Origin of the sequence: uncultured Desulfovibrio sp. (genome assembly GCF_944324505.1) — a bacterium.
In the GTDB taxonomy this organism is placed as follows: domain Bacteria; phylum Desulfobacterota; class Desulfovibrionia; order Desulfovibrionales; family Desulfovibrionaceae; genus Desulfovibrio.
The window spans coordinates 76,101-102,097 of record NZ_CALUWO010000001.1; the positions used below are offsets into that span (position 1 = coordinate 76,101).

The 25,997-nt window shown below is 60.7% G+C and carries 26 protein-coding genes; 13 read left to right on the forward strand and 13 right to left on the reverse strand.

The genetic code is table 11. From position 1 onward, the window contains the following. Nucleotides 1-13: 13 nt before the first annotated feature. From Q0J57_RS00340 to cytX, 5 genes are all read left to right on the forward strand, one after another. Complete coding sequence (locus tag Q0J57_RS00340; RefSeq protein ID WP_297215528.1) at nt 14-1,015, forward strand: TRAP transporter substrate-binding protein; 1,002 nt, start codon at nt 14-16, stop codon at nt 1,013-1,015. A gap of 114 nt (nt 1,016-1,129) precedes the next feature. After that, a complete protein-coding gene (locus Q0J57_RS00345) occupies nt 1,130-1,693 on the forward strand; it encodes a TRAP transporter small permease subunit (protein WP_297215531.1) in 564 nt (187 codons plus the stop codon). Then, nucleotides 1,693-2,997: a TRAP transporter large permease gene (locus tag Q0J57_RS00350; protein WP_297215534.1), complete on the forward strand. Its 1,305-nt coding sequence runs from the start codon at nt 1,693-1,695 to the stop codon at nt 2,995-2,997. Before Q0J57_RS00345 ends, Q0J57_RS00350 begins: the two co-directional genes overlap by 1 nt. A 71-nt stretch (nt 2,998-3,068) precedes the next feature. Beyond that, the gene (locus Q0J57_RS00355) at nt 3,069-4,076 is read left to right on the forward strand and encodes a TRAP transporter substrate-binding protein (RefSeq protein WP_297215537.1); all 1,008 of its coding nucleotides are present in this window, start codon (nt 3,069-3,071) and stop codon (nt 4,074-4,076) included. Between the two features lie 446 nt (nt 4,077-4,522). Next, on the forward strand, nt 4,523-5,716 hold the full coding sequence (gene cytX, locus Q0J57_RS00360; RefSeq protein WP_297215540.1) for a putative hydroxymethylpyrimidine transporter CytX: 1,194 nt from the start codon (nt 4,523-4,525) through the stop codon (nt 5,714-5,716). A gap of 428 nt (nt 5,717-6,144) precedes the next feature. On the opposite strand, the gene Q0J57_RS00365 is transcribed toward cytX, so the two are convergent. From Q0J57_RS00365 to Q0J57_RS00380, 4 genes are all read right to left on the reverse strand, one after another. Then, a complete protein-coding gene (locus Q0J57_RS00365) occupies nt 6,145-7,593 on the reverse strand; it encodes an SLC13 family permease (protein ID WP_297215543.1) in 1,449 nt (482 codons plus the stop codon). Nucleotides 7,594-7,728: 135 nt separating this feature from the next. Next, complete coding sequence (locus Q0J57_RS00370; RefSeq protein ID WP_297215546.1) at nt 7,729-7,989, reverse strand: type II toxin-antitoxin system RelE/ParE family toxin; 261 nt, start codon at nt 7,987-7,989, stop codon at nt 7,729-7,731. Then, nucleotides 7,979-8,221, reverse strand: coding sequence for a CopG family ribbon-helix-helix protein (locus Q0J57_RS00375; protein ID WP_297215549.1), 243 nt, complete (start codon nt 8,219-8,221; stop codon nt 7,979-7,981). Before Q0J57_RS00375 ends, Q0J57_RS00370 begins: the two co-directional genes overlap by 11 nt. Before the next feature lie 356 nt (nt 8,222-8,577). After that, the gene (locus Q0J57_RS00380) at nt 8,578-9,846 is read right to left on the reverse strand and encodes an O-acetylhomoserine aminocarboxypropyltransferase/cysteine synthase family protein (protein ID WP_297215553.1); all 1,269 of its coding nucleotides are present in this window, start codon (nt 9,844-9,846) and stop codon (nt 8,578-8,580) included. A 284-nt stretch (nt 9,847-10,130) separates the two neighbouring features. On the opposite strand from Q0J57_RS00380, the gene Q0J57_RS00385 reads away from it, so the two are divergent. The 3 genes from Q0J57_RS00385 (at nt 10,131) to Q0J57_RS00395 (ending at nt 13,412) form a co-directional block, all read left to right on the forward strand. Then, nucleotides 10,131-11,078 carry a hydrogenase small subunit gene (locus tag Q0J57_RS00385; RefSeq protein ID WP_297215556.1) on the forward strand — a complete coding sequence of 316 codons (948 nt, stop codon included), beginning with the start codon at nt 10,131-10,133 and terminating at the stop codon, nt 11,076-11,078. Nucleotides 11,079-11,092: 14 nt separating this feature from the next. Further along, a complete protein-coding gene (locus Q0J57_RS00390) occupies nt 11,093-12,769 on the forward strand; it encodes a nickel-dependent hydrogenase large subunit (protein WP_297215559.1) in 1,677 nt (558 codons plus the stop codon). A 151-nt stretch (nt 12,770-12,920) separates the two neighbouring features. Continuing rightward, nucleotides 12,921-13,412 (forward strand): HyaD/HybD family hydrogenase maturation endopeptidase, encoded by a 492-nt coding sequence (locus tag Q0J57_RS00395; protein ID WP_297215562.1) that lies wholly within the window; start codon nt 12,921-12,923, stop codon nt 13,410-13,412. A gap of 334 nt (nt 13,413-13,746) precedes the next feature. Here Q0J57_RS00395 and Q0J57_RS00400 read toward each other — a convergent pair whose 3' ends face one another. The 4 genes from Q0J57_RS00400 to Q0J57_RS00415 form a co-directional block, all read right to left on the reverse strand. Then, on the reverse strand, nt 13,747-14,181 hold the full coding sequence (locus tag Q0J57_RS00400; protein ID WP_297215565.1) for a DUF523 domain-containing protein: 435 nt from the start codon (nt 14,179-14,181) through the stop codon (nt 13,747-13,749). Next, a complete protein-coding gene (locus tag Q0J57_RS00405) occupies nt 14,178-14,423 on the reverse strand; it encodes a hypothetical protein (protein ID WP_297215568.1) in 246 nt (81 codons plus the stop codon). The genes Q0J57_RS00400 and Q0J57_RS00405 overlap by 4 nt, the downstream gene beginning before the upstream one ends. A gap of 72 nt (nt 14,424-14,495) precedes the next feature. Beyond that, entirely contained in the window at nt 14,496-14,657 is a 162-nt protein-coding gene (locus Q0J57_RS00410) for a bacteriocin-type signal sequence (protein WP_297215571.1), read from the reverse strand. Nucleotides 14,658-14,684: 27 nt separating this feature from the next. Continuing rightward, on the reverse strand, nt 14,685-16,124 hold the full coding sequence (locus Q0J57_RS00415) for a putative sulfate exporter family transporter (RefSeq protein ID WP_297215574.1): 1,440 nt from the start codon (nt 16,122-16,124) through the stop codon (nt 14,685-14,687). Between the two features lie 1,330 nt (nt 16,125-17,454). On the opposite strand from Q0J57_RS00415, the gene Q0J57_RS00420 reads away from it, so the two are divergent. The 3 genes from Q0J57_RS00420 to Q0J57_RS00430 all read left to right on the forward strand — a co-directional run bounded on the left by Q0J57_RS00420 (nt 17,455) and on the right by Q0J57_RS00430 (nt 19,391). Further along, nucleotides 17,455-18,357, forward strand: a complete 903-nt coding sequence (locus tag Q0J57_RS00420) for a Tim44-like domain-containing protein (protein WP_297215577.1) — start codon at nt 17,455-17,457, stop codon at nt 18,355-18,357. 117 nt (nt 18,358-18,474) lie between these two features. Beyond that, complete coding sequence (locus Q0J57_RS00425) at nt 18,475-18,876, forward strand: PaaI family thioesterase (RefSeq protein WP_297215580.1); 402 nt, start codon at nt 18,475-18,477, stop codon at nt 18,874-18,876. Between the two features lie 92 nt (nt 18,877-18,968). Then, nucleotides 18,969-19,391 carry a YqaA family protein gene (locus Q0J57_RS00430; protein ID WP_297215585.1) on the forward strand — a complete coding sequence of 141 codons (423 nt, stop codon included), beginning with the start codon at nt 18,969-18,971 and terminating at the stop codon, nt 19,389-19,391. Nucleotides 19,392-19,711: 320 nt separating this feature from the next. Here the strand turns inward: Q0J57_RS00430 and Q0J57_RS00435 are convergent, their stop codons facing one another. From Q0J57_RS00435 to Q0J57_RS00445, 3 genes are all read right to left on the reverse strand, one after another. Further along, nucleotides 19,712-20,446, reverse strand: a complete 735-nt coding sequence (locus Q0J57_RS00435; protein ID WP_297215588.1) for a hypothetical protein — start codon at nt 20,444-20,446, stop codon at nt 19,712-19,714. Nucleotides 20,447-20,736: 290 nt separating this feature from the next. After that, on the reverse strand, nt 20,737-22,473 hold the full coding sequence (locus Q0J57_RS00440; RefSeq protein WP_297215591.1) for a YcaO-like family protein: 1,737 nt from the start codon (nt 22,471-22,473) through the stop codon (nt 20,737-20,739). Then, on the reverse strand, nt 22,470-23,210 hold the full coding sequence (locus tag Q0J57_RS00445) for a 50S ribosomal protein L11 methyltransferase (protein ID WP_297215595.1): 741 nt from the start codon (nt 23,208-23,210) through the stop codon (nt 22,470-22,472). The genes Q0J57_RS00440 and Q0J57_RS00445 overlap by 4 nt, the downstream gene beginning before the upstream one ends. 102 nt (nt 23,211-23,312) lie before the next feature. Between Q0J57_RS00445 and Q0J57_RS00450 the strand changes: the two genes are divergently transcribed. Next, on the forward strand, nt 23,313-24,185 hold the full coding sequence (locus Q0J57_RS00450) for a 50S ribosomal protein L11 methyltransferase (RefSeq protein ID WP_297215598.1): 873 nt from the start codon (nt 23,313-23,315) through the stop codon (nt 24,183-24,185). 120 nt (nt 24,186-24,305) lie between these two features. After that, entirely contained in the window at nt 24,306-24,809 is a 504-nt protein-coding gene (gene tpx / locus Q0J57_RS00455; RefSeq protein WP_297215602.1) for a thiol peroxidase, read from the forward strand. Nucleotides 24,810-25,011: 202 nt separating this feature from the next. Here the strand turns inward: tpx and rplL are convergent, their stop codons facing one another. Both rplL and rplJ read right to left on the reverse strand, forming a co-directional pair. Next, nucleotides 25,012-25,401, reverse strand: coding sequence for a 50S ribosomal protein L7/L12 (gene rplL, locus Q0J57_RS00460; protein WP_297215605.1), 390 nt, complete (start codon nt 25,399-25,401; stop codon nt 25,012-25,014). Nucleotides 25,402-25,454: 53 nt separating this feature from the next. Next, nucleotides 25,455-25,979 carry a 50S ribosomal protein L10 gene (gene rplJ, locus Q0J57_RS00465; protein WP_297215607.1) on the reverse strand — a complete coding sequence of 175 codons (525 nt, stop codon included), beginning with the start codon at nt 25,977-25,979 and terminating at the stop codon, nt 25,455-25,457. Nucleotides 25,980-25,997 lie beyond the last annotated feature (18 nt).

The following is a 25,997-nucleotide window of genomic DNA, read 5'->3' on the forward strand; positions in this document are numbered from 1 at the left end:
AAAGGAGTAGAAGATGGGGTTTAGAAGAGTTCTCTCCCTGGTTTTGGCCGCGCTGTTTCTGTGGACCACCAGCGCCTCCGCAGCAGAAATCTACCGTGTGGCCGTAGGCGACCCTGAAGATTCCGAACAGGGCTATGCCGCTAAGGCCTTCAAGAAGTACATGGAAGAAAAGTCCGGCGGCAAAGTCGAAGTGCAGCTGTTCTTCGGCGGCAGCCTCGGTGACGAAAGCGAAGTCTTCCGCAATGTGCAGAAGGGGTCCCAGCCCTTTGCCGTGGGCGGCATTGCCAACCTGGTGCCCTTTGAAAAGCGCCTCGGCATCCTGACGCTGCCCTACCTCTTTGACAATCTGGACGAAGTGGTGGCCGGAACCACCGGCAAGCCCGCCGAACTGCTGAACAGCTATGCCACGAAGGCCGGCTTCCGCGTGCTGTGCTGGACCTATACGGACTTCCGCTACATCTCCAACTCCAAGCATCCCATCAAGAAGATGGCCGACATCGCGGACCTGAAGTTCCGCGTGCCCCAGAGCGCCGTGCTGATCGCCTCCTACAAGGCCTTCGGCGGCAGCCCGACCCCCATTTCCTGGGCCGAAACCTTTACCGCCCTGCAGCAGGGTGTGGTGGATGGTCAGTGCTACGGCTACATCGGCTTTGAAGCCATGAAGTTCCTGGAAGCCAACCAGAAGTACCTGACCGAAGTGCACTATACCTATCAGCTCCAGCCCATCGTCATGAGCGAGCGCGTCTACCGCAAGATGAAGCCCGAAATGAAGAAGCTCGTGGTTGACGCCGGCCTGTACGCCCAGAACGAAGTGCTGAAGTACCAGAAGGAATACGGCGCCATCGCCAAGAAGAACCTCATCGCTGCCGGCCTGCAGGTTGACCAGCTGGAGGACGAAGAACTGTGGAAGAAGGCCGCCATGGAGAAGGTCTGGCCCGAAATGGCCGACTTCGTGGGCGGCAAGGCCGCTATCAACGCCTACCTCAAGGCGTGCGGCAAGCCCGAATGGAAGTAAGCTAACCTGATGCCCGGGCCGGAACCGCATGACGATTCCGGCCCGCCTTTTCTCTAGCCGTCTGTCTGCCCTTTCCGGGCAGTGACGCAAGACGCACGAAGCGTTGGAGGAAGCGTGAAAAAGTTCATCTCCGCCCTTCTTGACCACTTTGAAAGCTATTTGTGTCAGCTTTTGCTGGTGTTCTTTGTTGTGGTCGTCTTCATGCAGATTATTTTGCGTGCCCTTAACATGTCCCTGCCGTGGACCGAAGAAATCGCCCGTTTTGCCTTTTTGTGGTTTATTCTTTTTGGTGCCTGTTACGCCACACGTTTGTGCGCCCTGAATCGCGTGACCGTTCAGTTCATGAATGCCCCCAAGTGGCTGTCCGATCTCTGTCTGCTGCTCAGTGATATTGCCTGGTTCATTTTCAGCCTCATCATGGCATATGAAGGCTACCGCGCCGTCATGGACCTGCGTGAATTCCCCTACGCCACCCCGGCCCTGGACTGGGACCTGGGCATGGTCTACCTTGTTTTCCCGTTGAGCTTCCTGCTCATGGCCATTCGCATCGTTCAGGTGAACGTCATGAAGTTCATCCTGCACATTGAAATTGCCGACCCGGACCAGGAATCCGTCAAGGAAAGCCAGAGTGCCCTGCTCGGCGATGAAGACTCCCAAAATGAAGGAGGCAAGGCCTGATGGAAGCTCTGACCCCTCTTGCCATCGGTGGACTGCTGTTCGTCATCTTCTTTGCCCTGCTCCTCATCGGTGCTCCCATCATGGTGGGCCTGGGCATGGCCACCATGGCCTGCTTTATCCTGCTGGACATTGACCTCAGCATCATGGTGGAGCGCGCTTTCGCCTCCCTGACGGCCTTCCCCCTCATGGCCCTGCCGGCCTTTGTCCTTGCCGGAGCGCTTATGGAAGCCTCAGGCATATCACGACGCCTCGTGAATATTGCCGAAAATATCGTCGGCCCCATTCCCGGCGGTCTGGCCATCTCCACGGTGCTGTCCTGCGTGTTCTTCGGCGCCATTTCCGGTTCCGGCCCGGCCACCACGGCCGCCGTGGGCATGCTCATGATCCCGGCCATGACCCGCCGCGGCTACAATACAGCCTATGCCGCTGCCGCCACATCCACGGCCGGCGGCATCGGCATCATCATTCCGCCCAGTATTCCCATGGTCATCTACGGGGTGACCGGGCAGGTGAGCATCTCCAAGATGTTCATGGCCGGTTTCATCCCTGGCATCCTCATTGCCATTTCCCTGTGTGTGGTGCATTATTTCCGCTGCAAGGACATTTCCACCGCAGGCATGTCCTGGAATGCCAGGAATCTGCTCTTTTCCCTCAAGGACGGCTTCTGGTCCATCCTGGCGCCGCTCATCATTCTTGGCGGCATCTATGCTGGCTGGTTCACCCCCACGGAAGCCGCCGTGGTGGCCATCTTCTACACACTGCTGGTGGGCCTGTTCATTCACCGCGAACTGAAGCTGCGCAGCATCATGGCCTCGCTCAAGACCACGTCCTGGCTTTCCGGCCGCGTGCTGGTGCTGGTCTTCACCGCCACATCCTTTGGCTTTTTGCTGACCTCGCACCGCATTCCCAATGAAATCGCCACCATGGTGCTCAGCCTTACGGACAATGTGTACGTGGTCTGGGTTTTTGTGGTGCTGCTGCTGGTCTTCCTGGGCATGTTCATGGAAACCCTGGCCATCATCATGCTGGTGACCCCGGTGCTGCTGCCCATCATGACCTCTTACGGCGTGGATCCCATCCACTTCGGTCTGGTGCTCATCTGCTGCTGCGGCATCGGCTTTTCCACACCGCCGCTGGGTGAAAACATGTTCATTGCCTCGGGCATATCCAATCAGTCACTGGAGGCCATCTCCCTCAAGGCCATTCCCATGGTCATCAGCAATATTGCTGCCATCGTGGTGCTGGTGATCTTCCCGGACCTCGTGCTCTGGCTGCCCAGCCTCATGGATGCCGCTGCGCCCTAGGGGCCTGCATTGCGCGCCGGCGCTGTCTTCGGGCATCGCCGGCCCCTTTCTACCGCCAAAGGAGACATATTGTGAAAAAGATTTCTGCTCTGGCTCTGGTCATGCTGCTGCTTGCCGCCACAGCAGCCCTGGCCGCCTCACCCAAAACCGTGCTGCGCATGTCCCTGGGCGACCCGGACAATGCCGAAATGGGCGTTGTGGCCAATGCCGTCAAGGACTATGTGGAAGAAAAGACCAACGGCACCGTGGAGGTGGAACTCTTCTATGCCGGCGGTCTTGGCGAGGACGAGGGCGTGCAGTTCCGCAGGGTCCAGACCGGCAAGCTGGACATGGCCCTGGGCGGCATTGCCAACCTGGAACCCATGGTCAAGCGCCTTGGCGTGCTGACCCTGCCCTATCTTTTCAGCGACATCTCCCAGGTCATGGCCGGCATTGACGGCAAGGCCGGGGAACTGCTCAACAGCTATGCCCAGGATGCCGGGCTGCGCATTCTTACCTGGACCATTTCCGGCTTCCGCTACATGAGCAATTCCAAGCACCCCATCACCCGGCTGGAAGATATCCGCGGCCTGCGCTTCCGCGTGCCGCAGAGCGTGGCCATGATCGAAACCTACCGGGCCTTTGGTGCCATCCCCTCCACCCTGGCCTGGAACATGACCTACAAGGCCCTGGAATTTGACCTGGTGGACGGCCAGTGCTGCGACTATGCCTCCTTCAGGGGCATGAAGTTCCTGGATGTGGGCCAGAAGTACCTCACCGAAATCCACTACACCTTCCAGCTCCAGCCCCTGGTAATCAGCCAACGCGTCTTTTCCCGCATGTCGCCCGAGCTGCAGAAGATCATGGTGGATGCCGGCAAGTATGCCCAGGAGGCTTCTTTCCGCTATCATGCCACCATGACGGAAATTGCCAAGCAGGGCCTTATTGCCAAGGGGCTTCAGGTTTCCGAACTGACCGACGAAGCCAGGTGGAAGGACATCGCCCTGCAACGCGTCTGGCCCAGCGTGGCTGACGACATGGGCGGCAAGGAAGCCATCAACGCCTATCTTCAGGCCTGCGGACAAGCCCTCTGGCGGTAGCCTGCGGCCATTCTGCTTCCCCCCAGCGCAAGGGACCGGTACCTGAGACGGTACTGGTCCCTTTTTTTACGAAATGACGTTCTTTCCCCTGGTCCAGCAAGCACGGACGTGACGGCTGTTCCCCGCTGCAGCATCCTCCGGCAGCGGCGGAGAGCACACCGGATCCGGCTCGCCTGACGTCGGGACAGGACCGGCAAAACCGCAGAAAGGCGGAGCCGGGGCGGACCGTTATCAGGAAGCCAGGCACAGACCGCCCCCTGCCCGCTGCCGCATACCGGCCGTACGCCGCATGCCCTGCGCCGCCGCTGGCCCAGGCGCCATGCCGGTCCCGTCCCGAAAGGAGGCAGAAATGTTGTGACGGGACTGGTCAGAACGGCTCTGCCGTGCTACATCCGTCTTCCCGCGGGCAGCATGTCCGCAGCACCTTCAGCCCGGGAGGAAAGCCGGTGTCCGCAGAACGCACGTTCAGTACCCGTAACCACACCATTCTCTGGTTTGGCGCGTCCATTTCCATTGCCGAAATACTTACCGGCACCCTGCTGGCCCCGCTGGGCCTGACCACAGGGCTGACGGCCATCCTGCTGGGCCATGCCATCGGTGGCTTTGTGCTGCTGCTGGCCGGCCTTGTGGGCGCCCGAAGCGGCCTTTCGGCCACGGCATCCTTTCGCATTTCCTTTGGCCGCTATGGTTCCTATTTCTTTACCGTGCTCAATATGCTGCAACTGCTGGGCTGGACCGCGGTCATGATCATCTGCGGCGCCCAGACTCTGAACGCCATTGCCGGCGTGGTCCTGGGCTGGCAGAACGAGGCCGTGTGGGTAATAGCCATCGGCGGGCTGATCTTTCTCTGGATATCACGCGGCCTCATGGCCATTTTTCGACTGCATACGCTGGTGGTTGTGGCCCTTTTTGCCTGCCTCATGGTGCTGGCCTGGAAGATTGTCACCGCGCCGGCGCAGCCCCTTCCGCCCAGTGGCGGCCTGAGCTTCGGTGCGGCTGTGGAACTTAACGTGACCATGTGCCTTTCCTGGCTGCCCCTCATTTCCGATTACACCCGCACCCTGCGTCAGCCCGTACGCGGCACGGTCTGCGGGGTATGCGGCTACATTTTCGGGGGGATGCTCATGTTCAGTCTGGGTCTGGGCGCCGCAATCCAGACCCGCTGCACAGATATCAGCAGCATGCTTCTTACCGCCGGCCTGGGCACGGCGGGCCTGTTCATCGTGGCCTTTTCCACCCTGACCAATACCTTTCTGGATGCGCATTCCTCCGGCATCAGCGCCCTGAACATCAATCCCCGCCTGAATGCCCGCACTGTGGGCCGCCTGGTCTGCGTGCTGGGCAGCCTGGTGGCCCTGTTTGTGCCCATGAGCCAGTATGAAAACTTTCTCTATTTCATCGGCTCGGTCTTTGCCCCGCTTTTTGCCATCCTGCTGGTGGATTTCTTCATCTTCGGGCGCCGCGATGTCTCCGCCAGATGCAATGTCAGAAATATGCTGCTCTGGCTGGTGGGCTTTGTGGGCTACCGCCTGCTGCTGTCCCACAGCATGGTCCTGGGCACAACCTTTCCGGTCATGTGCGGCATCGGCCTGCTGTGCGTGCTGGTCAACCTGCTGTTGCGCCGGCATCAGCGGCGCTAAAGGACGACAGGCCGCCTGGCCGGCCGCCTGCCGGACCGGATGAAAAACGGCAGGACGCGCGCCTTCCTCCCTGCGCCGCTGCACATCCTGCCATGCCAACAAACGGCGTTTCCTGCCGGAACAAACAGGCGTTCACGGCACGCATCACACGGCCATGACATCCGTCATGGCCTTTCAGCACATGCCGAGCGCCTTTTGCCGGAAGGCTTTGATTTTCATCCGTATTTTTTCAAAAAAAATCAGCTAGCTTCATGAGAAGCAGGGCCTGCGGAAAGACGAAAGCTCATGCAGAGCCGGCCTGCTACCCATGGCTTTTCCCCCGAAAACGCACACGGGCCGGCAGGGATGGTTCCCTGCCGGCCCGTTTTCAGCACTGCGCCGGTCAGACTCCTGTCTGTCCGGCAGTGCGGTTTTTTGTTTTCAGAATGCTAGAAGATGCCGCAGAGGTGGGACACGTAAAGCATGACCACGGCCAGCAAACCGCCGAATACGCCCAGCGCCAGGCCCGTCTTGGCCATGTCGCCGGTTGTTATCATGCCGGTGGCATAGGCAAGGGCATTGGGCGCATTACTGATGGGCAGACACATGCCCAGTGATGCAGCAAAGGTCACCCCGATGAGCAGGCCCACGGCCCCGCCCACCGCGCTCAGGCCGCTCAGGCTGGACGCAAAGGCCACCATGAGCGGCAGCAGCAGGTTGGCCGTTGCCGTATGCGACATGAAGTTTGCCATGACCAGGCTCAGCATCATGGCCGAGGCCAGCACCAGGTACGGGGCAAAGGTTTCAAAGGGAATGCTGTGCACCATGTGCGAGGCAAGGCCCGTCTTTTCCGAGGCATAGCCCAGCGCGATGCCGCCGGCAACCAGCCAGAGCACATCCCACGAAATGTATTTGAGGTCATTCTTTGTAATAATATTCGTACAAAGAAATACGGCAACAGGAATCATGGCAACCACATTGGAGTCCATGCCGTGCAGGTCACCAAGCACCCACAGCAGAATGGTCACCACAAAGGTGCCATACACCACATAGGCCTTCCAGCCCTTTTCAAAGGTTCCCTCGATCTGCAGTTCGATGCGCTTTTTCTTGATGGGGAAAAAGAGGACAAGCATCCACCAGGAAAAGAAGATAAGGGCAAAGACAAAGGGCACCGCAAACAGCATCCATTCACCAAAGGACAGCGGCATCAGCTGCGAGATGTACACATAGGCAATGGCATTGGGGGGCGTGCCGATGGGGGTGCCGATGCCGCCGATATTGGCCGCCAGGGTGATGGACAGGGTGTAGGAAACACGGGCACGGTCGGAAACGTCAAACGAGGCAAGCACGGGCGCCAGAATGGACAGCATCATGGCCGTGGTGGCCGTGTTGCTCATGAACATGGAAAAGATGGCGGTGATGATCATCAGCCCCAGCATGATGAACTTGGGATTGGTGCCAAAGGGGCGGAGCATCACGCGGGCGAGGTTGACGTCAAGGCGATACTTGGTGGCGGCAATGGCAAGAAAGAAGCCGCCAATGAACAGCATGATGATGGGCGACGCCAGCGTTGCCATGATATGCGCGGACGGAAGAACCTGGCCGAATCCTTCGGAACCTTCGTCCATCATGAACAGGAAAAGCCCCTTGTCGGATATCATGAGCAGTTCCAGAACAATGACCAGCATTGACGTGGCAAAGATGGGAATAGGCTCCAGAATCCAGAGCGAGGCAGCAAGGAAGAACAGGGCGATGACGCGCTGCTCCACCACGCTCAGGTTATTGATGCCAAATGCTGTGGGCGGCAGGTACAGCAAAAAGCAGAATAACGCTATAGGAAGAAATATTTTCCACCATTTAGTGCTGGATGTGACAGATTCTTCATCTTCAAGTGCCATAACACATAACCTCCTGAACTGCTGTTAGTTCAATTTTACGGAACGACATTACATAATGGAATTATTTGTGCGCAGTTGTGGGATATCCTTTACGAATACAGACATACAACAGTTACCTTGCCAGTACTGCTGCCATCAGGCATGAAAGAATCCCAGAATTTCCACAACTCCGTCTTTGACGCTGTACGGTACAATATACTGGTAGTGATCAAGAACAAGCTCACGCGTGCCAAAGATACGACCCGGCCTTCCCGCATCGGGATAGCGCTCAAGGCTGGTCACACGCTCGCGGATATGCGCATACATGCGAACGGCAAGTTCCGGATTTTCCTGTGCTATGCGGCTCATTTCGGCATCAACGGCTGCCAGGGCATGCTGAAGCCATCTAATGCGCATGGTAGCTCCACTTCTGGTCAAGCGCGGCCACGTCTTCATCAGGGGCAAAGTCGCCTTCCTCGGCTTCGCGGAGGGCCTTTTGTATTTCTGCGACCTGCCAGGACTCGCGTTCCACAAATTCGTGCAGTGCCTGCACGGCAAGAAAGCTCTTGGTGCGCCCCGTGGCTTCGGCCAGCTCTCCCAGCTGCGTGGCCAGCTCCTTGGGCAGACGGATGGACATGGAAGTTTGCATAACTTTTCCTCGTATTGTAATACAACGTAATTTATGTATTACACACATGGACATGAATCACATTTTCTTATTAGTATTGCATATGGTGAACGTGTACTTCTGCGGCAGCGTGCTTCTTTGTATATGATAGACAGCAGTATTGCAGGAATAAGAAATTTTTCACATCTCGCATCATTTCTTAATGTGCCATTTCGCACAATCCAACATAGCAAACCAACGCATCTAACCTTTTTTCCAATGGGGACATTAGCAGAAGAGGGGGGGGATAAGCAACAGGCATTCATCGATTTTTGCAAGAAAGAGAAGGGGAGGCCCTTTTGCAAAGGCCTCCCCTTCTCGAAGATGTCCGGCTGCCGCTAGGCCCGGTCAAGCGCCTGAGCCAGGTCCGTCAGGATGTCTTCCAGGTTTTCCACCCCCACGGAAAGGCGGACCATGCCGGGCGTGATGCCCGCGGCCACCAGCTGTTCGTCCGAAAGCTGCCGGTGGGTGGAGCTGGCCGGATGCAGAACGCAGCTGCGGATATCCGCCACATGCACCTGAAGGGAAATCATGTTCAGGCTGTCAATGAAGCGGGCGCCGGCATCGCGACCGCCACGCAGCGAAAAGGACACCACGCCGCTGCTGCCCTGCGGCAGATACTTGCAGGCCAGGGCATGGCAGGGGCTGCTTTCCAGGCCGGGATACAGCACGCTTTCCACCTCGGGGCGCCCCTCCAGCCAGCGGGCCACGGCCAGGGCATTTTCACAGTGCTTGCGCATGCGCAGCGGCAGGGTCTCCAGGCCAAGATTGATATAGAAGGCTCCCTGCGGCGTCTGGCAGCAGCCCAGATCGCGCATGAGCTGCACGCGGGCCTTGACAATATAGGCCGCCTTGCCGAAGGCCTGGGTGTAGATCAGGCCGTGGTAGGATGCGTCAGGCTGGACAAACTCGGCAAAGCGCGGGGAAGCGGCCCAGTCAAAGTTGCCGCTGTCCACAATCACGCCCCCCATCTGCACGGCGTGCCCGTCCATATACTTGGTGGTGGAATGGGTCACGATATCCGCCCCGAAGTCAAAGGGCCGGCAGAGCACAGGCGTGGCAAAGGTATTGTCCACCACCAGGGGCAGCCCGTGGGCATGGGCAATACGGGCCAGCCGTTCAATATCCAGCACATCCATGGAAGGATTGGCCAGGGTCTCGCCGAAGATGGCCCGCGTTTCCGGCCGGATGGCAGCGGCTATGGTGGCGTCATCGGCATGCTGATCCACAAAGGTGACCTCGATGCCCATGCGGCGCAGGGTCACGGCAAAGAGGTTGAAGGTGCCGCCATAGATGCTGCTGGTGCTGACCACATGGTCGCCGCAGGCTGCCACATTGAGAATGGCAAGCAGATTAGCAGCCTGACCGGACGAGGTGCACAGGGCGCCCACGCCGCCTTCCAGCGCGGCAATCTTGCGTTCCACGGCATCCACGGTGGGATTGCCGAGACGGGTGTAGAAGAAGCCCTCGACCTCAAGGTCAAAAAGCTTGCTGACCTCGGCGGTGGACGCATAGGTAAAGGTGGTGCTTTGCGTAATGGGCAGGACGCGGGCCTGGCCGTTGGCCGGCGTGTAACCGGCATAGAGACACTGGCTTTCTTGTTTCATATCAACCTCATGCGGCAAAAAAATGAGCTGAGGGCGCATCTTACGTCAGTCGCCGGTGCAACGCAACGGGCAAAAACCTTGTGAAAGTTTGTCCGCACCACAACAAACCGCCGGTAGCTATTGACCTATCTTTTCCACAAGGGTAGTGTCAGGTAATCCAGAGAAGCGGCCATCGCCGTGCGCATGTGCGCACCGGCAGGAGCCGCAGGGTGCGTGCAGGCCGTTTGCCCCAGCTGCGCACCGGATTCAGCCTGAAGATTCTCACCATTTGCCAGGAGGCTCTTATGCGTATTGCCGTGGGACTGGGCAAAAACGATGCGGACAAGCGCCTGGAAGGCGCTGGCGTCAGCCGCCGCGACTTCATGAAATTCTGTACGGCGGTGGCCGTGACCATGGGCATGGGGCCGGCCTTTGCGCCTGAAGTGGCCGCCGCCCTTACGGGCAAGCGCCCCTCTGTGGTCTATCTGCACTTTGCCGAATGCACGGGCTGCTCCGAAGCCCTGCTGCGCACCTACAAACCCTTCCTTGATTCCCTGATCCTCGACACCATTTCGCTGGACTACCATGAAACCATCATGGCCGCCGCCGGCGAAGCTGCCGAAGATGCCCTGAACAAGGCCGTGGAAAATCCCGACGGCTTCATCTGCGTTGTGGAAGGCGCCGTGCCCACCGCCGATATGGGCAAATTCGGCTATGTGGCCGGCCACACCATGTATGACATCGGCAAGCGCATCCTGCCCAAGGCCAAGGCCGTCATCACCATGGGCACCTGTGCCGCCTACGGTGGCGTGCAGGCGGCTGCCCCCAATCCGACCCAGGCCAAGGGCGTCAACGAATGCTACGCCGATCTGGGCATCAAGGCCATCAACATCCCCGGCTGCCCGCCCAATCCCCTGAACCTGGTGGGGACCATCGTGGCCTATCTCACGGGCAAGCCCATTGAACTGGATGACAATGGCCGTCCCATCATGTTCTACGGCAAGTCGGTGCATGAGCAGTGCGAACGCCTGAAGCACTTTGAAGCCGGCGAATTTGCGCCTTCCTTCAATTCGGAAGAAGCCCGCAAGGGCTGGTGCCTGTATGAACTGGGCTGCAAGGGTCCCAATACCTTCAACAACTGCCCCAAGGCCCTGTTCAATGAAACCAACTGGCCTGTCCGCGCCGGGCATCCCTGCATCGGTTGCAGCGAACCCAGCTTCTGGGATGAAATGACGCCCTTCTATCAGAACTAGGGAGAGAGCACCACATGAGCGATAAAAAAACCCCTCAGAGCAATTATACCGGCCCTGTTGTGGTGGACCCCCTGACTCGTATCGAGGGGCACCTCCGCATCGAAGTGGAAGTTGAAAACGGCAAGATCAAGGATGCCCGCAGCTGCGGCACCCTGTTCCGCGGTCTGGAAACCATCCTCAAGGGACGCGATCCCCGCGATGCCCAGCACATCACCCAGCGCACCTGCGGCGTGTGCACCTATACCCACGCCCTGGCCTCCACCCGCGCCCTGGAAGATGCCATCAAGGTAAAGGTGCCCGCCAACGCCACCTACATCCGCAATCTGGTGCTGGGCGCGCAGTTCCTGCATGACCATCTGGTGCACTTCTATCACCTGCATGCCCTGGACTTTGTGGACGTGACCTCCGCCCTCAAGGCTGATCCGGTCAAGGCGGCCAAGCTGGCCTCCTCCATCTCGCCGCGTCCGGCCAAGGCCGAAGACTTCAAGGCCGTGCAGGACAAGCTCAATGCCTTTGTGGCCTCCGGACAGCTTGGCCCCTTCACCAATGCCTACTTCCTGGGCGGCCACCCGGCCTACTATCTGGAGCCGGAAGCCAACCTCGTGGCCACGGCCCACTACCTGGAAGCCCTGCGCGTTCAGGTGAAAACGGCCCGTGCCATGGCCGCCTTTGGCGCCAAGAATCCGCATCCGCAGTTCCTCGTGGCCGGCGGCGTGACCTGCTACGAATCCCTGACGCCGGCGCGCATCAAGGAATTCACGGACCTGTACAAGGAAACCCGCGACTTCATCGAACAGGTCTACATCCCCGACCTGCTCATGGTGGCCGGCGTGTACAAGGACTGGGCGGCCTTCGGCGGCACGGAAAACTTCATGGCCTTTGGCGAATTCCCGGCTCCGGGCGGCGAACGCCAGCTTGACAGCCGCTGGCTCAAGCCCGGCGTCATCCTGAAGCGGGATGTGGCCCATGTGCAGGGCTTTGATCCTGCCAAGATTGCCGAACATGTGCGCCACAGCTGGTTTGAAGGCGACAAGCCCCTGCCCCCCTACGACGGCCAGACCATTCCCAAGTTCACCAAGATGGGTGACACGGACCGCTATTCCTGGCTCAAGGCCCCCCGCTACGACGGCATCTCCGTGGAAACCGGCCCCCTGGCCCAGGTGCTCGTGGCCTATGGTCAGGGCCACAAGACCGTAAAGCCTCTGGTGGACCATGTGCTCTCGGCCCTCAATGTCGGCCCCGATGCCCTCTTCTCCACTCTGGGGCGTACCGCCGCCCGCGGTATCGAAACCCTGGCCATCGCCCAGCAGATGGATCAGTGGCTCAAGGCCTACCAGGACAACATCACCAAGGATCAGCAGATCGTGGAAGACTGCGAAATCCCCAAGGAAGCCCGCGGCGCCGGCTTTGTGAACGCCCCCCGTGGCGGTCTGTCCCACTGGCTGCGCATCGAAGACGGCAAGATCGGCAACTTCCAGCTGGTGGTGCCCACCACCTGGAACCTTGGCCCGCGGGACGGCAAGGACGTCATGGGCGCTGCGGAACATGCCCTCATCGGTACGCCCGTGGCCGATCCCAAGCGTCCGGTGGAAATCCTGCGCACCATCCATTCCTTTGACCCGTGCATCGCCTGTGCCGTTCACGTCATTGACGGTCAGAGCAACGAAGTGCACACGTTCAAGGTTCTCTAACCTGACACGCGCTTGCAACGGGGGCTTCGGCCCCCGTTTTTTTGTCTGTGCGGATGCACGGCCTGCTGCTGGCGCGCCTGGGCACGCCGCCCGGCCCTCTGCCGTGCACAGCGCCTGCGTCCGCCATCTTCTTCCCTAGCAAGGAGAACCCATGTCCCCTACTGCTCCCCGCGTCCTCATCATGGGCGTTGGCAATGTGCTGCTCTGCGACGAGGGCTTCGGCGTCCGGGCCGTCCAGTACATGCAGGATCATTACCGCTGGCCGGAAAATGTGCACTTTCTGGCCGGAGAAACCGGCGGCATCATGCTCATGCCGGAAATACAGGATTGCGATCTGCTTGTGGTGCTTGATGTTGTGCTGGGCGGCGAGGCCCCCGGAACGGTCTATCTGCTGGAAAATGATGACCTGCGCAAAAGCCACAGCTTCCGCGACTCCATGCACCAGACCGACCTTCTGGATACGCTGGCCACCTGCGAACTGGCAGGACACCGGCCCGACACCATTGCCTTTGGTCTGCAACCCTTTGATTACCAGAGCATGATCATGCAGATCAGCCCCCAGGCCGAGGCCATGCTGCCCGTCTTCTGTCAGAAAGCCGTCAACGAGCTGGCCCGGCGCGGCATTGTGGCCACAGCCTGCTGATGCGCATTTTCGCGCCAGACGCCATGCCGTTCCGGCTCGTATGACCGCACGGGGCAGGCGGCCCGCCCCGTCGCTTCCCTGCCGGGCATATGCAAACCGTCCCGTGACCCTTGCCCCTGGGGCCTTGGCCCTTGCCGCCTTTCCTGACAACGGACATCCACCACCAGGCCAGTACTGCAGGAAAAATCCGGCCCGTCCGCACATCGCCGGCTGCCGCACACGACACAAAACGACCTGAATAAACAGGGAGGAGGGGAAGCCGCCTCACGGGCTTTCCCCTCCTCCCTGCTGTAATCTCTGGCCACGGCCCCATGGCCAGCGGCAAGACGTTCTCTTACATCACGTCGTCCGGCAGATTGTCTTCCGTATACAGCTCCAGGCCAGCCTCACGCAGTTTGCGGGTCCACACCCCGTCACCATCGCACAGGGCGCCGCTGAACGTCCCATCATAGATACGGCCACACCCGCAGGCCGGCGACCGGGCCTTGAGAATGGCCGCCGTGCAGCCATGCTCCTGAACAATGCGCATGGCTCGGCAGGCCCCCCGCTCGAAGGCCTCGGTCAGGTCCTTGCCATCGCGGGACACGACACGGCCATCCCGCTGCTCGGAGGGAGGACGCGGCACAGGCAGACAGGCAAGCGTTTCCGGACAGGCCGTAACGGCACGCCCGGCGAGCACCAGACGACGGACCGGCTCGCAGGGCTTGCTGCCGCCATCATACCGGCAGGAAAGCCCGGCCAGACAGCCGCTGACAACATAGCGGGTCATGCCTTGGTGTCCTTTTTGTCGTCCTCGTCCGGCAGCAGCTCGGCTTCCCACATTTCCTGATAATACATGCAGGTTCCGGGGTTCCAGGCCGTGGCCGTGGCATGGTCATAGGCTTCGGTAATGGGCCAGTTGGTATGCGGACGCAGGGCATCCACAAAGGAATCGGCCTCCACCGTGGCTTCGTATTCCAGATTCAGTGTATAGTTGGGGCCTTTGAGAAAGCGCAGATGGTAACGTGGCATGCGATGATCCTTGGAGAAAAAAACCGGGAGGGGAAAACCCCTCCCGGTTGTTCAATCAGGTGTATCCCTGGCCTAGTGCGTCGTCATGACGAACTTGCTGATGAGGAAGAGCACCACCAGCAGAACCACACCCAGGCCCCAGCTCCAGTGGATGAGCTTCATTTCCGTCTCATCCAGAGGCTCATATTCCATCTTCTGAATTTCTTCGTGCAGCTTGACTTCTTTATCTTCCATGAGAGTTCTCCTTAATATGGGCCGGCATTAGGCGCCGATGATCGGCGGGGTCATGCCGTGGAAGAAGGCGTAGGAGATGAACAGACCGACCCAGATGATGAAGCCGAACAGGCAGACCACGTACACAATAGCCAGGCGGCCGATGCCTTCTTCACGCAGCTTGTGGAAGTTGGAAACCACGCCAATGCTGAAGAAGGTGAGCAGGAAGAAGATCACGCGGAAGCAGTTGGCCACACCGGACACGCTCTTGCCGATGTTGTGCAGTTCACCGGAGGACAGACCCACAAAGAGCATGATCAGGAAGGTCACCAGGTAACCGAGGACGAAACGGGGGAAGCGTTCCATCACGTCGCCCCAGGTCATGGTGCGTTCGCCACGGGTCTTGTCGAACTTGGCCGTCCAGATGTAGGCCAGCACCAGCGCCCAGATACCGATGAACATGTCGATGAAGACCTTGACGGTGGTGGTCACCATCACGATCCAGCCGGGTTCGTACTGCGTGCCGTTCAGACCGGCAACCTTGGTGAGAATGAGGGCTTCCGTAATGGCACCGGAAGCGATGGCGCCACCGTCGGACTTCACGGCCAGACCCATCCAGCCACCGGCCACCATGGGTTCGGTGTACAGGAACTGCTGGGCGATGAAGGGCAGGATCAGCATTTCAATGCAGGTGAAGACCACGACCAGAGAGGAAACCATGATCGGCACCACCGGCCGGGCGCGGATGGCACCACCGGTGGCAATGGCGGCGGACACACCGCAGATGGAGATACCGGAGGCCAGAGGAGCCGCCCATTCCTTGTTGAACTTGAAGTACTTACGGGCAACATAGTACACAACGGCCCAGTACAGCAGGTAGGCTTCCACGATGGCGCACAGGCCTCGGAAGATGACGTGACCGGCATAACCGGCGGAACCGGCAGCCTTGACGCCCAGTTCGGCACCAAGAACCACGATGGCAATCTTCACGAACAGTTCGGGGCGGCAGGCGTCGCGCAGCCAGTTGGCGAAACCGGGCGTGCAGTTACCGATCAGCAGGCCCACAAGCAGGGCCAGGATCAGGCCGGCTTCCGTGCTCAGGCCCAGTGCCCACGGGATACCCTGCTTGGCCAGCTGGGTGGGGTTAGCCGCAATGTAGGCATTGGCGCCCACGGTGTAGCAGGCCACGGCAATGAAGAAGATGATCGTGAAGGCGGCAAAGAAGCGCCCCACGTTGCCGTTCATCAGTTTCACGCCAAAGCAGAGCAGCGCCGCCACAAAGGCATAGGTGGCAAACAGGGCGCCCACGCCGGGGATGATCTTGCTGGCGGAACTCCAGCACTTGAGCGGATCACCCACCCACATGCCCATCTTCAGTGCCCAGCCCAGCACGTCAAGGCCGACAAACTTGCCGATGGCAAGTATGAAGATAATGCTGCCGAGAAGCAGCGCAACCTTATCTTCATTAAAAGTTGCTTTCGTTGTCATATCCCAACTCCTCAGATTAGATTGACCTGAAACCCGCTCGAGGCAGGCTGCCCTGCACGTGCCGGCAACGGACCCGTTTTTTGCTCCTCCCACGGATCCTGCCGGTCGGAGATACCTGGCAAATCGCCCGCATCGGCCACCGGCATTGCTGCCGATATTGTGATTCTTTGGACGATTCCTTTTTTACCCTTCCCCCGAAATTGTCAAGCGAATATGCAATATATTCTTTCACGCATACATGAAAAATACGCACATGCTCATTGCATGCCATGCCCATTCGCCCGGAAATCGCACAGACGTTCTGTCCACAGACACAGGCGACAGTCACGTTCTGTCAACTATTGCAGGTCATTTACGATTCAGGAAAACCCTCAGTCAGCCATGGGAAAGCGGCACCGCACAGACGGATGATGCTCCCCATGGGTGAACTGCCAACACCCGTCGGGGAAAGCCTTTTGCCGTATCCCCGTCAGCAGGCACCTGTCCATGCCCTCGGCTCCCGGATACCGCCCTTCTGCCGGCCTTCCCGTTCCGGTGTGCACCATGATGCACCGGCAGCAAAGAGACCACGGAAAGGCGCCTGAATCCGGCTCTGTCATCTGGCCCCGGCAGGGATGATGCTGTTTCGCCAGGGAGAAACCCGCCCTGTTCTCATCGCCGCATCCGCAACCGCCGGCCCGGCAGCACGTGCCCTGCATTTCCCGCCTGCCCGCAGCCGAAACGAATGATCGGACATGTGGTGGCAGAGGCAGCAACGGCATTGTGACATCAGCCGGATAACGGGCGTTTCCTTCGGAATATATACGAAATACATACTCGTCACAGACGCAGATCGTGACATTTCGCCGAAGATGGCACCAGCAAGACCTTGTCTGCGGGTATACGCATATCCTCGTGGCAGTGCGCTGGCACCTTCGGGGCATCACGATGCACCACAGCAGGAAATTCCCGTTTCTCTTACAGACAGTAATACATACTTTTTCACAAACAGCAAGACAAAACCCGCGCCCCCGTCGCCAGCAACATCTGAATGACAGTTATTTCATACAGTTACTCATCAATAGTATTTTTATCCCATACGGTTTGCCCCGCAGCGCCCTTCCCTGGTGGCGCACCCCGCCGCCTTCGGATGCTGCCATCCCGCACGACGCGTTTTCCGCCCCCGCATGCAGCGCGACGCGGCTGCGGGCGCACGGCAGCCCCGCCGCTTCCCCAACGGCTTTTACCGGCCCCGGCCCCTTGCCATGAGAACAGCAGATATTATATTGTTGGGACCTTGGAGTAACTTCGGCGCTCCGGCGCCCCGCAACCCCCCATCCGGGAGCTGACCATGTCTTTTAAAGCCCTTGTCACCGCCTTTTTCCTCCTTTTTGCCACCTGTGCCATTACCATGCCCGACTACAGCGAAGCCGCGCGCCTTGGTGGTGGTCGTTCCTTTGGCAGCAAGCCTGCCATGCGTGCCCCGGCGCCCCAGCCGCAGGTGCAGCGTCCTGCCCAGTCCGCTCAGCGGCAGAATGCCGCACAGGCCCAGCAGCCCGCCCGCAAGGGCTTCCTGGGCGGCATGGGCGGTATTTTGGGAGGCCTGCTGGCCGGCACCCTCCTCGGCTCGCTGCTCTCCGGCGCCGGTTTCTCCGGCGGCGGCTTCCTTGACATTCTGATCATCGGCCTGCTTGTCTTCCTGGGCCTCAAGCTCTTTGCCCGCCGCCGCGCGTCGTCCCCGGCGCCTGCCGCCGCTGCCGGCGCCGAAGGCGGCATGCTGCGCACCCCCATGCCGCCGCAGCAGGACATGCACGCCGGTCAGGATGCCTGGGGCGCGCTGCGCAGCGATGCGGCGCAGACGCCGCAGGAGCCGCAGGCCCATGTGCCTGCCGGTTTTGACACAGAAGAATTCCTGCGCGGCGCCAAAATGGCCTATACCCGTCTGCAGGCTGCCTGGGACAAGCGCGATCTGGACGATATTGCCCAGTTTGCCACGCCTGCCGTTCTGGATGCCGTGCGCGAGCAAATGGCTCAGGAACCGGGCACCAGCCACACCGAGATCATGCTGGTCAATGCCCAGCTGCTGGAGGTAAGCACCGATGGCAGCGATGAACGCGCACAGGTCTATTTTGATGTGCTTCTGCGGGAAAGTCCCGATCAGCCCACGCCCACCAATGCCCGCGAAATCTGGCATTTCGTCAGGCAGCAGAACGGCGGCATGTGGAAGCTGGACGGCATCCAGCAGATAGCCTAACTCTCCGCAGGCCGCGCAAGCGGCCTGCTTCTTTTCCCGGCGCAAACGGATGCAGGCAAAAAGCCCTTTCCCCGCAATGTGCCCAAACCGTCTTTAGCCCAAACACCCCGAGGTCCCATGAACAAGGTTAACTACGTTGCCAAGCACGATAAACTGGTCCGTCTTCTGAACATCACCATTGAGGAAGCCACGCGCGACTATTCCCGTGTCAGCATGCCCATTACCAATACCAATGTGAACGGCATGGGCGTTGCCCATGGTGGTGCCATCTTTGCCATGGCCGACGTGGCCTTCGGGGCCGCCGCCAATGCGGACCAGGAACACGGCGTTGTCAGCCTGAACGCCGCCATTGAATTTCTGCGCCCGGGCAAGGCCAGCCCGCTCACGGCCGAGGCCCGTCTGGTCCGGCACGGGGCGCATATCCAGAGCTATCAGGTGGAAGTACACGACGCCGAGGGGCGCCTGGTGGCCCGCTGCATGTCCACCGGCTTCCAGACCGATATTCCCCTGCCCCAATAGCCGTATTCCTCTCCTGCCTCGCCGCCCGGTGGCTTCCGTGCCGCCGGGCCTTTTTTCGGCAGGTCTGCCCTCCCCCTGTCTGGAAAACACGCATGCTCTGGAGCCTGACCGGTCTTTTTCTTTCCTCCCTGCTGGCTGCCACGCTCTTTCCCGCGCAATCCGAGCTGGCCCTGGCTGCCCTGCTGGCGGGCAAGGCCGCTCCTCCCGTCCTGCTTGTGGCGGTGGCCACCCTGGGCAATGTGCTGGGGTCCTGCATCAACTGGCTGCTGGGGCTGTGGGCGCACCGCCTCCGTCACCATCGCTTCTTTCCCGTATCCCCCCAGGCCCTGGACAGGGCCGAAGGCTGGTATCGGCGCTACGGCCGCTGGAGCCTGCTGCTGAGCTGGGCGCCTGTCATCGGCGATCCCCTGACCCTGGCTGCCGGCCTGCTGCGCGAACCCCTGCCCACCTTCCTGCTGCTGGTGTTTGCGGCCAAGCTGGGGCGCTATCTGCTCATTGCCTGGCTGGTTCTCTGAGCTGAAGGCGCGGTGCCACCGCCCTTCGGCGCACACACCAGCCCCTCGGCAAGCGCCGCAGCACGGTTCCGAAGGCTGCCGCTGCCCGGCATGGCCGATACAACCGCGTACAGCCTGCCCAGAGCGGCTGCCGCATGCCCTCTGCCCAGATGCCCGCAAGCAGCTCTTCCTGCATGCGCATTCCGGCCAGGCGCTTCCCATGCACGGGCAAACGTCCCGATCGCTGCCCCGCGTGCAGCCCGATGGCGCCTGATGCTCCATCGCCGCAGACAAAAAAAGCCCCCGGCAATGACGTCCGGGGGCAGGCAGGACATACCGGCCTACAGGCTGCGTTCCACCAGGCCGGATTCCGTGGTCACGTCCTTTCCCTGCGCAGCAGGTGCCGGGCCCCTGGGCGGTTCGGTCACCTGCTCCAGCCCGGGCACGCTGTCCTGCACCGGCGTTGCCGGCGCGCTCTTGTCATTGCCGTTGCGATCCAGCACGCGCGCCTTGTTCACGTAGGTATTGCAGACCAGGCCATAGCATTCACACAGGGCCGCCACCGTGCCCTTGAGGCGCTGGCCGCTGCGGCTGGGCGGCGTCACAAGGACATAATAGGTGCGCACCCGGGAACCACGCAGCGGCTCCACCTTGCAGGAAAGCATCCACTCGTCCTGTCCGTCATCATCCCAGTCCAGAATGGCCAGCATGCGCAGGGTAATGCGCTGCGTGGGATGCTGAATGGTAAATCCCGTGGCACTGGTATGCACAAAACTGGACGGCGTGCGCGTATCGCGGAAGGTTTCCCCAAGGTACACATGCTGCCCGCCCGTATCATCAAAGAGAAAATCCGGCGACAGCGTCGTATAGAGCAGCTCGCCATACGTTGCGCTGCTGCCGGACAGACGCTGCACATAGGCGCCGTCGTCGGTCAGCAGTTGCCGGGCCTGCATTTCCTTGGGCATGCGGCGGCTCATTTCCACAAAGCCTTTTTCGTCCACGAGGGTGACAGGGCGGGCGCCGCACCCACAAAGCATGCCTGCCAGCACGAGCAGCACCAGAACGCGCACAATCATGAATTTCCTCCAGCCATCTCCAGGGAATCGCCCCGCGGGCAGACACAAGCGCCACCTGCGACGGGCCAGCCCGCGGTCTCTGCCCGCTGTTTGTTCCGTTGCTGCGCACCAGGCCGCGGGACAGCCTGAGCGTTGCCTCTTTTCACTTGCCTCACAACAGACCGAGGACACCTCGCCCTGAGCAGCGTCGCCACCGCTCCCCGGCGGCGTCCCCTGCCGGGAACAGACCGTGGCCAGCCTCTCCCCTCTCGTCATGACGAACAGGGGGAGCCTGACCATGCCCCGGGGCATCAATCGTCCGCGTCCGTCAGTGCCGCCAGACGCTGGCGGGCAAAGTCCAGCGAGGGGTCCAGCTCCAGCGCGGCTTCCAGATAGTGCCGCGCCTCATCCCGCTGCCCAAGCTGCGCAAGGCACAGGCCCAGATTGGCCATATCCATGGCGGAACCCTTATCCACCTTAAGCACGGCCCGAAAGGCTTCGGCCGCCTGGGCATAGCGCTGTGTCTTGAAATAGGCCACCCCCAGCAGGTTGCCATATTCCTTCATGTCCGGGCACAGGGCATGGGCTTCACGCAGGCCGGGCAGTGCGCCTTCCCAGTCCTGCATGAGCGTTGCCGCATAGCCGGCATAGAAATGGGCCAGTGCCGTGGCCTCGGCTTCCGGCTGGCAGGTGGCTGCCTGCAGGAAGAGCTGGCGCGCCTCCTGGTAACAATCCCCCCGCAGAGCCAGCATGCCCTGGAAGAACGGCAGAAAATGGGCCTGGGGATAACATTCTTCCAGCAGGGCCAGCCCGGCACGGGCCTCCTCGGCATCGGCTTCCTCGGCCAGCTTGCGCCCCACAAACAGGCCCAGGCTCTGATTGCGGTCACGTTCGCGAAAGGCCAGGCCCGGCACCATCATGTAATGGGCGGGAATGCGCAGCCGGGGATGGCTCACGTCCACGGCATAGGCCGTGAGCGGCTCCAGACCGCGCAGGGCGGCCAGCAGCTCGTCGCGAATGTCGGGCGCTTCCACCGACGGCAGACTGTCCAGCGTCACTTCGGGACCGTCCAGCAGCCAGCGGATATCCTCCAGTCGTTCAAACTTGCTCAGGCCCGATGCCTCGTAGCAGGCATTGGTGCAGAAATCGCCGGCCAGCTGCGCCACCTCGGTAACGGCGCGGATGGCTGCCTTGGCCGCGCTGGAAGCCGTGCCGGCCGTAAAGACAATTTCCGAATGCGCGGGGAGGGTGGCGGGGTCCCAGGCCAGGGCGGCCACGGTGGGCAGCGGCATGCCCAGCGAAAAATCCTTGAGAATCAGCCGGATCCCCTGAGCGGCAAAACGCTGCACCAGATCGGCCAGGGTAGGATTGGCCAGATTGTCCGTGCGGATGGTGGGCGTCTGCCGGCGTTCTCTGTCCACCAGGCAGCAGACGTGCCGCTCCACCAGCTCGCTCAGCCCCTGAAGGAGGGATTCCTCCGCACTGTTGCCGGCAGAGGTGCCATTGAACTCGCCCAGCAGCTTGAACCAGTCCAGAGGCGTCCAGACGGTGCGCCCATCCAGAAGGCGCGTGGCAGGATAGAAGGACCAGCGCACGGTGGACAGCACGCGGCGGGCGGCCTGCGGGTCCAGGTGGTCATCCACCGAACGCAGAATTTCTTCCACCGGCATGAGGTCCTGCCCGAAGCGGGCTTCGGCTTCCTGCCAGGTCACCATGATCATGTGGGGCCTGGCCTCCCAGAAGCTGAAGAAGGCAAAGCGTTCCATGAGTTCCATGAGCGCCGATGCCTGCGCCTGTTCGGCGGACGATCCCTTGCCCATCTGCTTGCGCGTGGGCATGATGCGGCGGGCATCCTTGCCGCACACGCTCAGATATACGGGAATCCCCAGGCGCCCCGTGTCCACGCGGCGCGTTTCGGCGAGCACATCCAGGCCGGAGGCAGCCAGCGTTGTCCGCACGCGGGCCACGGTCTGTTCCGGGCTGACGCTCTTGTCCAGATCACGGGTATAGGCCTTGGGACAGGAATGCAGTGTGATGGACGGGATCATGCGCGTTCCACCACCAGAATGGAATAGGCGCGGCGCTGTTCCTTGCCCTCCTGATCGCGACTGGTCAGGCCGATGCGCCGTTCGTCCACATGAAACGTCTTGGCGGCCAGCTTGCCGAAATGGGGCTTGGCGCGGGCCAGGTCCGTGGCAAAGACGGCCTTGCCGCCGGGCGCCAGGTGGCGCTCAATGAACTTGAGCAGCGGCCGGTGCAGCTCGTCCAGATACAGGATTTCCGACGCGGCAATCATGTCGAAGCCCTCGGCAAAGCGCGGGTCCCTGCCCGGCCTGGTCACATCCACCGAGGTGACGGTAATGATCTTTTCCAGCGCATTGCGCAGCACATTGGCCTGGGCAAAGCGCAGGGCCTGGGGCACGATATCGCTACAGACAATGCGCGAAAATCCGTAATGCGCAGCCACCAGGCTCAGGGTGCCGCAACCGGCGCCCAGTTCCAGCAGACTCTTGCCCTGCGGGTCAAAGCGGCGCAGATACCGCCCCAGCACAAAGGATGCGGGCCAGACCTTGGCCCAGAGCGGCAGGTCCTTGAGCGGATCACGAATGGCCTTGCGGGCCAGCATGCCGTCCAGATAGGCCTGCATATTGCGGATGGAAAGAACATCAAAGGAAAGATCGTCAACGACCAGCGGCTCAAAGGCCACCTCAAAGGTCTTGCCGATTTCGGCAAGCAGGTCGTCCAGCGCCGGCAGCTGCCCGGCCCGGTCCGAAGTCTGACTCATGGTTGCTCCAGTACATAAGGTATGCGAGCCTCTTACCCGCATTTGTGCCGCAAGGCAAGAACCGCCCTTGACAGGGGGCAGGCCGCCGTCTACGAACAAGACATGAAAACCATCTACCGACTTGAGGTGACCGCTCCGGAAGACGCCTATGAGCGCCTGTCCGGGCTGCTCGCCCTGGAAGTGTCCTCTGGCTGGGAAGAGGAAAGCCTGCCCACCGGCGAAACCCGTTTTCGCATTCACTGCGAGCGGGAAGACCTGCTGCGCCAGCTCCAGGCAACCATAGGGCACCAGCTGCCCGACGCCGTCTGTGTGCTGGCCCCTGTGGAAGAACAGGACTGGCTGGCAGCCTGGCGGGAATTTTTTACGCCGGTCTGCTGCGGCAGCCGTTTCGTGGTCCTGCCCCCGTGGCTGGCCGACCAGGCCGAGCATGATTTTCCCGGACGAACCCCCATTCTCATTGAACCCAAGAGTGCCTTCGGCACGGGGCACCACGCCACCACGGCCCTGTGCCTGCACGTGATCAGCGATCTGCTGGATGCCGGAAAACTGACAGGCGGCAAGAGCTTTCTGGACCTTGGCACGGGAAGCGGCGTGCTGGGAGTGGGCTGCTGCCTCTCCGGCCTGCACGGTCAGGGGCTGGACATTGACCCGCTGGCTGTGGACAACGCCCAGGAAAACCGTCAGGGGAACGGCATTGCCCCGGAGGCCTTTGTGCTGGCCCAGGGCAGCATGGAATGCGTGCAGCAGCAGTATGACCTGGTGCTGGCCAATATTCTTGCCCGTCCGCTCACCGAAATGGCGCCGGACATTGTGCGGGCCTGCGCCCCGGGAGGCTGCCTTGTGCTGTCCGGCCTGCTGGAAATTCAGGCCGAGGGCGTGGAACGAGCCTACCGGAATTGCGGTCTGCCGGCGGCCCGCCGTATGGTGGACGGGGAATGGTGCGCCCTGATCTGGGATGACATCCCTGCCCGCTGACGACCGCGCCGGCGGCAAGCTGCCCCCTGACCGCTGGAATCGCATTCTATCAGGAAGTATTCTTGACAGCTGAGCTGACCATCTGTAGGCTGCAAAAAAACCAAGACGAGGAGTTCTGCCATGAAAACCGTTACCTTTCAGGGAAATCTGCTGCACCTCGAAGGTTCTCTGCCCGAAGTGGGCAAAGCTGCCCCCGATTTCACCGTTCTTGCCAATGATCTGACGCCGCGCAGCCTCAAGGACTATGCCGGCAAGGTGCTGGTGCTGGTGTGCGTGCCCTCGCTGGACACCCCTGTGTGTGATATGGAAGTGCGCCGCTTCAATACCGAGGCTGCCGCCCTTTCCGACAAAGTGCATATTCTGGCCGTGAGCTGCGACCTGCCCTTTGCCCAGGCCCGCTGGTGCGGTGCTGCGGGGGTTTCGGCCGTGGAAAGCGCGTCGGACCACAAGGACGTGAGCCTCGGCCGCAACTACGGCATCCTCATTCAGGAACTGCGCCTGCTGGCCCGCTCGGTTTTTGTCATTGCGCCTGACGGCACGCTGGCCTACAGCCAGCTGGTGCCCGAAGTGACCAACGAACCCGACTACGCCGCCGTGCTGGACGCCGTGAAAAAGCTCGCCTAAGCCTACGGCAGATTCTGTAACGTGACAAAGGCCGCCCACCAGGGCGGCCTTTTTTTCAGACTGTCGTGCGGCAGCAGCGGTCTTCCCCGTACCGGATGCCCCACATGGCGCCCTGCCGCGCACCAGTTCAGCCCCGGCCGTACACGGGCATAAAAAAAGGCGGGGCTGACGCCCCGCCTCAACAGCCATTGTGTGGGAAAACTTACTTGATTTCGACCACGGCGCCGGCTTCGGTGAGCTGCTTCTTGGCTTCTTCGGCTTCTTCCTTGGACACGCCTTCCTTGAGGGTGGAGGGGCAGCCGTCAACCTTTTCCTTGGCTTCCTTGAGGCCCAGGCTGGTCAGGGCGCGCACCACCTTGATGACGCCGATCTTGTTGGCGCCGGCTTCCTTCAGCACCACGTCGAATTCGGTCTTTTCTTCAGCGGCTTCAGCGCCGGCACCGGCGGCAGGAGCAGCCATCACCATGGCGGCAGCGGGAGCAGCGGCAGACACGCCGAACTTTTCTTCCAGTTCCTTGATGAACTCGGACAGTTCCAGCACGGTCATGTTGGAGATAAACTCAACAACCTGTTCTTTGGTCACTTCAGACATGGTATTCTCCTGATCTTTGGCAGATAGTCGTTTTGAGAGGAACTGCTATACCGTTAGGCAGCCTTGGCCTTCTGCTCTTCAATGGCCTTAAGCGCATAGAGCATGCCACGGATGACATTGGCAAACAGAGAAACAAAATTGGTGGGTACGGCGTTCATGGTGCCGAGCAGCTGACCAAGCAGCTGTTCCTTGGAAGGCAGCGTCGCCAGCGCGTCCACCTGGTCAGGCGTCATTTCCTTGCCTTCCAGGCTTGCCACGCGCATGCTGAACAGCTTGCTCTTCTTGGCAAAATCACTCACAGCCTTGGCCACCGCCACCGGGTCATCGAAACCAAGGGCAATACCGCAGTTGTCATGGAACTTGTCCTTGACAACATCATGCGGGCCACCGGTGAACGCAATACGAGCCAGGGTATTTTTGACGACGTAGTATTCGCCGCCAGCCTTGCGCAGGCTGTCCCTGAGGCTCGTCAGCTCTTCCACCGTCATACCCTTGAAGTCGGTCAGCACCGCAAAGGAAGCCTGATCGGCACGAGCCTTGATGGCTTCGATAACGGCTGCTTTCTGAGACCTATCCACGTGATACTCCTCACGTTC

What these genes read in the sequence shown, in the direction of transcription:
- Q0J57_RS00450 (WP_297215598.1), top strand. Translation starts at nt 23,313, where the DNA reads ATGAAAACCATCTACCGACTTGAGGTGACCGCTCCGGAAGACGCCTAT.
- Q0J57_RS00410 (WP_297215571.1), bottom strand. Translation starts at nt 14,657, where the DNA reads ATGGAAGATAAAGAAGTCAAGCTGCACGAAGAAATTCAGAAGATGGAA.
- Q0J57_RS00390 (WP_297215559.1), top strand. Translation starts at nt 11,093, where the DNA reads ATGAGCGATAAAAAAACCCCTCAGAGCAATTATACCGGCCCTGTTGTG.
- Q0J57_RS00385 (WP_297215556.1), top strand. Translation starts at nt 10,131, where the DNA reads ATGCGTATTGCCGTGGGACTGGGCAAAAACGATGCGGACAAGCGCCTG.
- Q0J57_RS00445 (WP_297215595.1), bottom strand. Translation starts at nt 23,210, where the DNA reads ATGAGTCAGACTTCGGACCGGGCCGGGCAGCTGCCGGCGCTGGACGAC.
- Q0J57_RS00340 (WP_297215528.1), top strand. Translation starts at nt 14, where the DNA reads ATGGGGTTTAGAAGAGTTCTCTCCCTGGTTTTGGCCGCGCTGTTTCTG.
- Q0J57_RS00430 (WP_297215585.1), top strand. Translation starts at nt 18,969, where the DNA reads ATGCTCTGGAGCCTGACCGGTCTTTTTCTTTCCTCCCTGCTGGCTGCC.
- Q0J57_RS00375 (WP_297215549.1), bottom strand. Translation starts at nt 8,221, where the DNA reads ATGCAAACTTCCATGTCCATCCGTCTGCCCAAGGAGCTGGCCACGCAG.
- Q0J57_RS00370 (WP_297215546.1), bottom strand. Translation starts at nt 7,989, where the DNA reads ATGCGCATTAGATGGCTTCAGCATGCCCTGGCAGCCGTTGATGCCGAA.
- Q0J57_RS00440 (WP_297215591.1), bottom strand. Translation starts at nt 22,473, where the DNA reads ATGATCCCGTCCATCACACTGCATTCCTGTCCCAAGGCCTATACCCGT.
- Q0J57_RS00395 (WP_297215562.1), top strand. Translation starts at nt 12,921, where the DNA reads ATGTCCCCTACTGCTCCCCGCGTCCTCATCATGGGCGTTGGCAATGTG.
- Q0J57_RS00420 (WP_297215577.1), top strand. Translation starts at nt 17,455, where the DNA reads ATGTCTTTTAAAGCCCTTGTCACCGCCTTTTTCCTCCTTTTTGCCACC.
- rplL (WP_297215605.1), bottom strand. Translation starts at nt 25,401, where the DNA reads ATGTCTGAAGTGACCAAAGAACAGGTTGTTGAGTTTATCTCCAACATG.
- Q0J57_RS00380 (WP_297215553.1), bottom strand. Translation starts at nt 9,846, where the DNA reads ATGAAACAAGAAAGCCAGTGTCTCTATGCCGGTTACACGCCGGCCAAC.
- Q0J57_RS00405 (WP_297215568.1), bottom strand. Translation starts at nt 14,423, where the DNA reads ATGCCACGTTACCATCTGCGCTTTCTCAAAGGCCCCAACTATACACTG.
- Q0J57_RS00425 (WP_297215580.1), top strand. Translation starts at nt 18,475, where the DNA reads ATGAACAAGGTTAACTACGTTGCCAAGCACGATAAACTGGTCCGTCTT.
- Q0J57_RS00350 (WP_297215534.1), top strand. Translation starts at nt 1,693, where the DNA reads ATGGAAGCTCTGACCCCTCTTGCCATCGGTGGACTGCTGTTCGTCATC.
- Q0J57_RS00435 (WP_297215588.1), bottom strand. Translation starts at nt 20,446, where the DNA reads ATGATTGTGCGCGTTCTGGTGCTGCTCGTGCTGGCAGGCATGCTTTGT.
- Q0J57_RS00365 (WP_297215543.1), bottom strand. Translation starts at nt 7,593, where the DNA reads ATGGCACTTGAAGATGAAGAATCTGTCACATCCAGCACTAAATGGTGG.
- tpx (WP_297215602.1), top strand. Translation starts at nt 24,306, where the DNA reads ATGAAAACCGTTACCTTTCAGGGAAATCTGCTGCACCTCGAAGGTTCT.
- Q0J57_RS00415 (WP_297215574.1), bottom strand. Translation starts at nt 16,124, where the DNA reads ATGACAACGAAAGCAACTTTTAATGAAGATAAGGTTGCGCTGCTTCTC.
- Q0J57_RS00400 (WP_297215565.1), bottom strand. Translation starts at nt 14,181, where the DNA reads ATGACCCGCTATGTTGTCAGCGGCTGTCTGGCCGGGCTTTCCTGCCGG.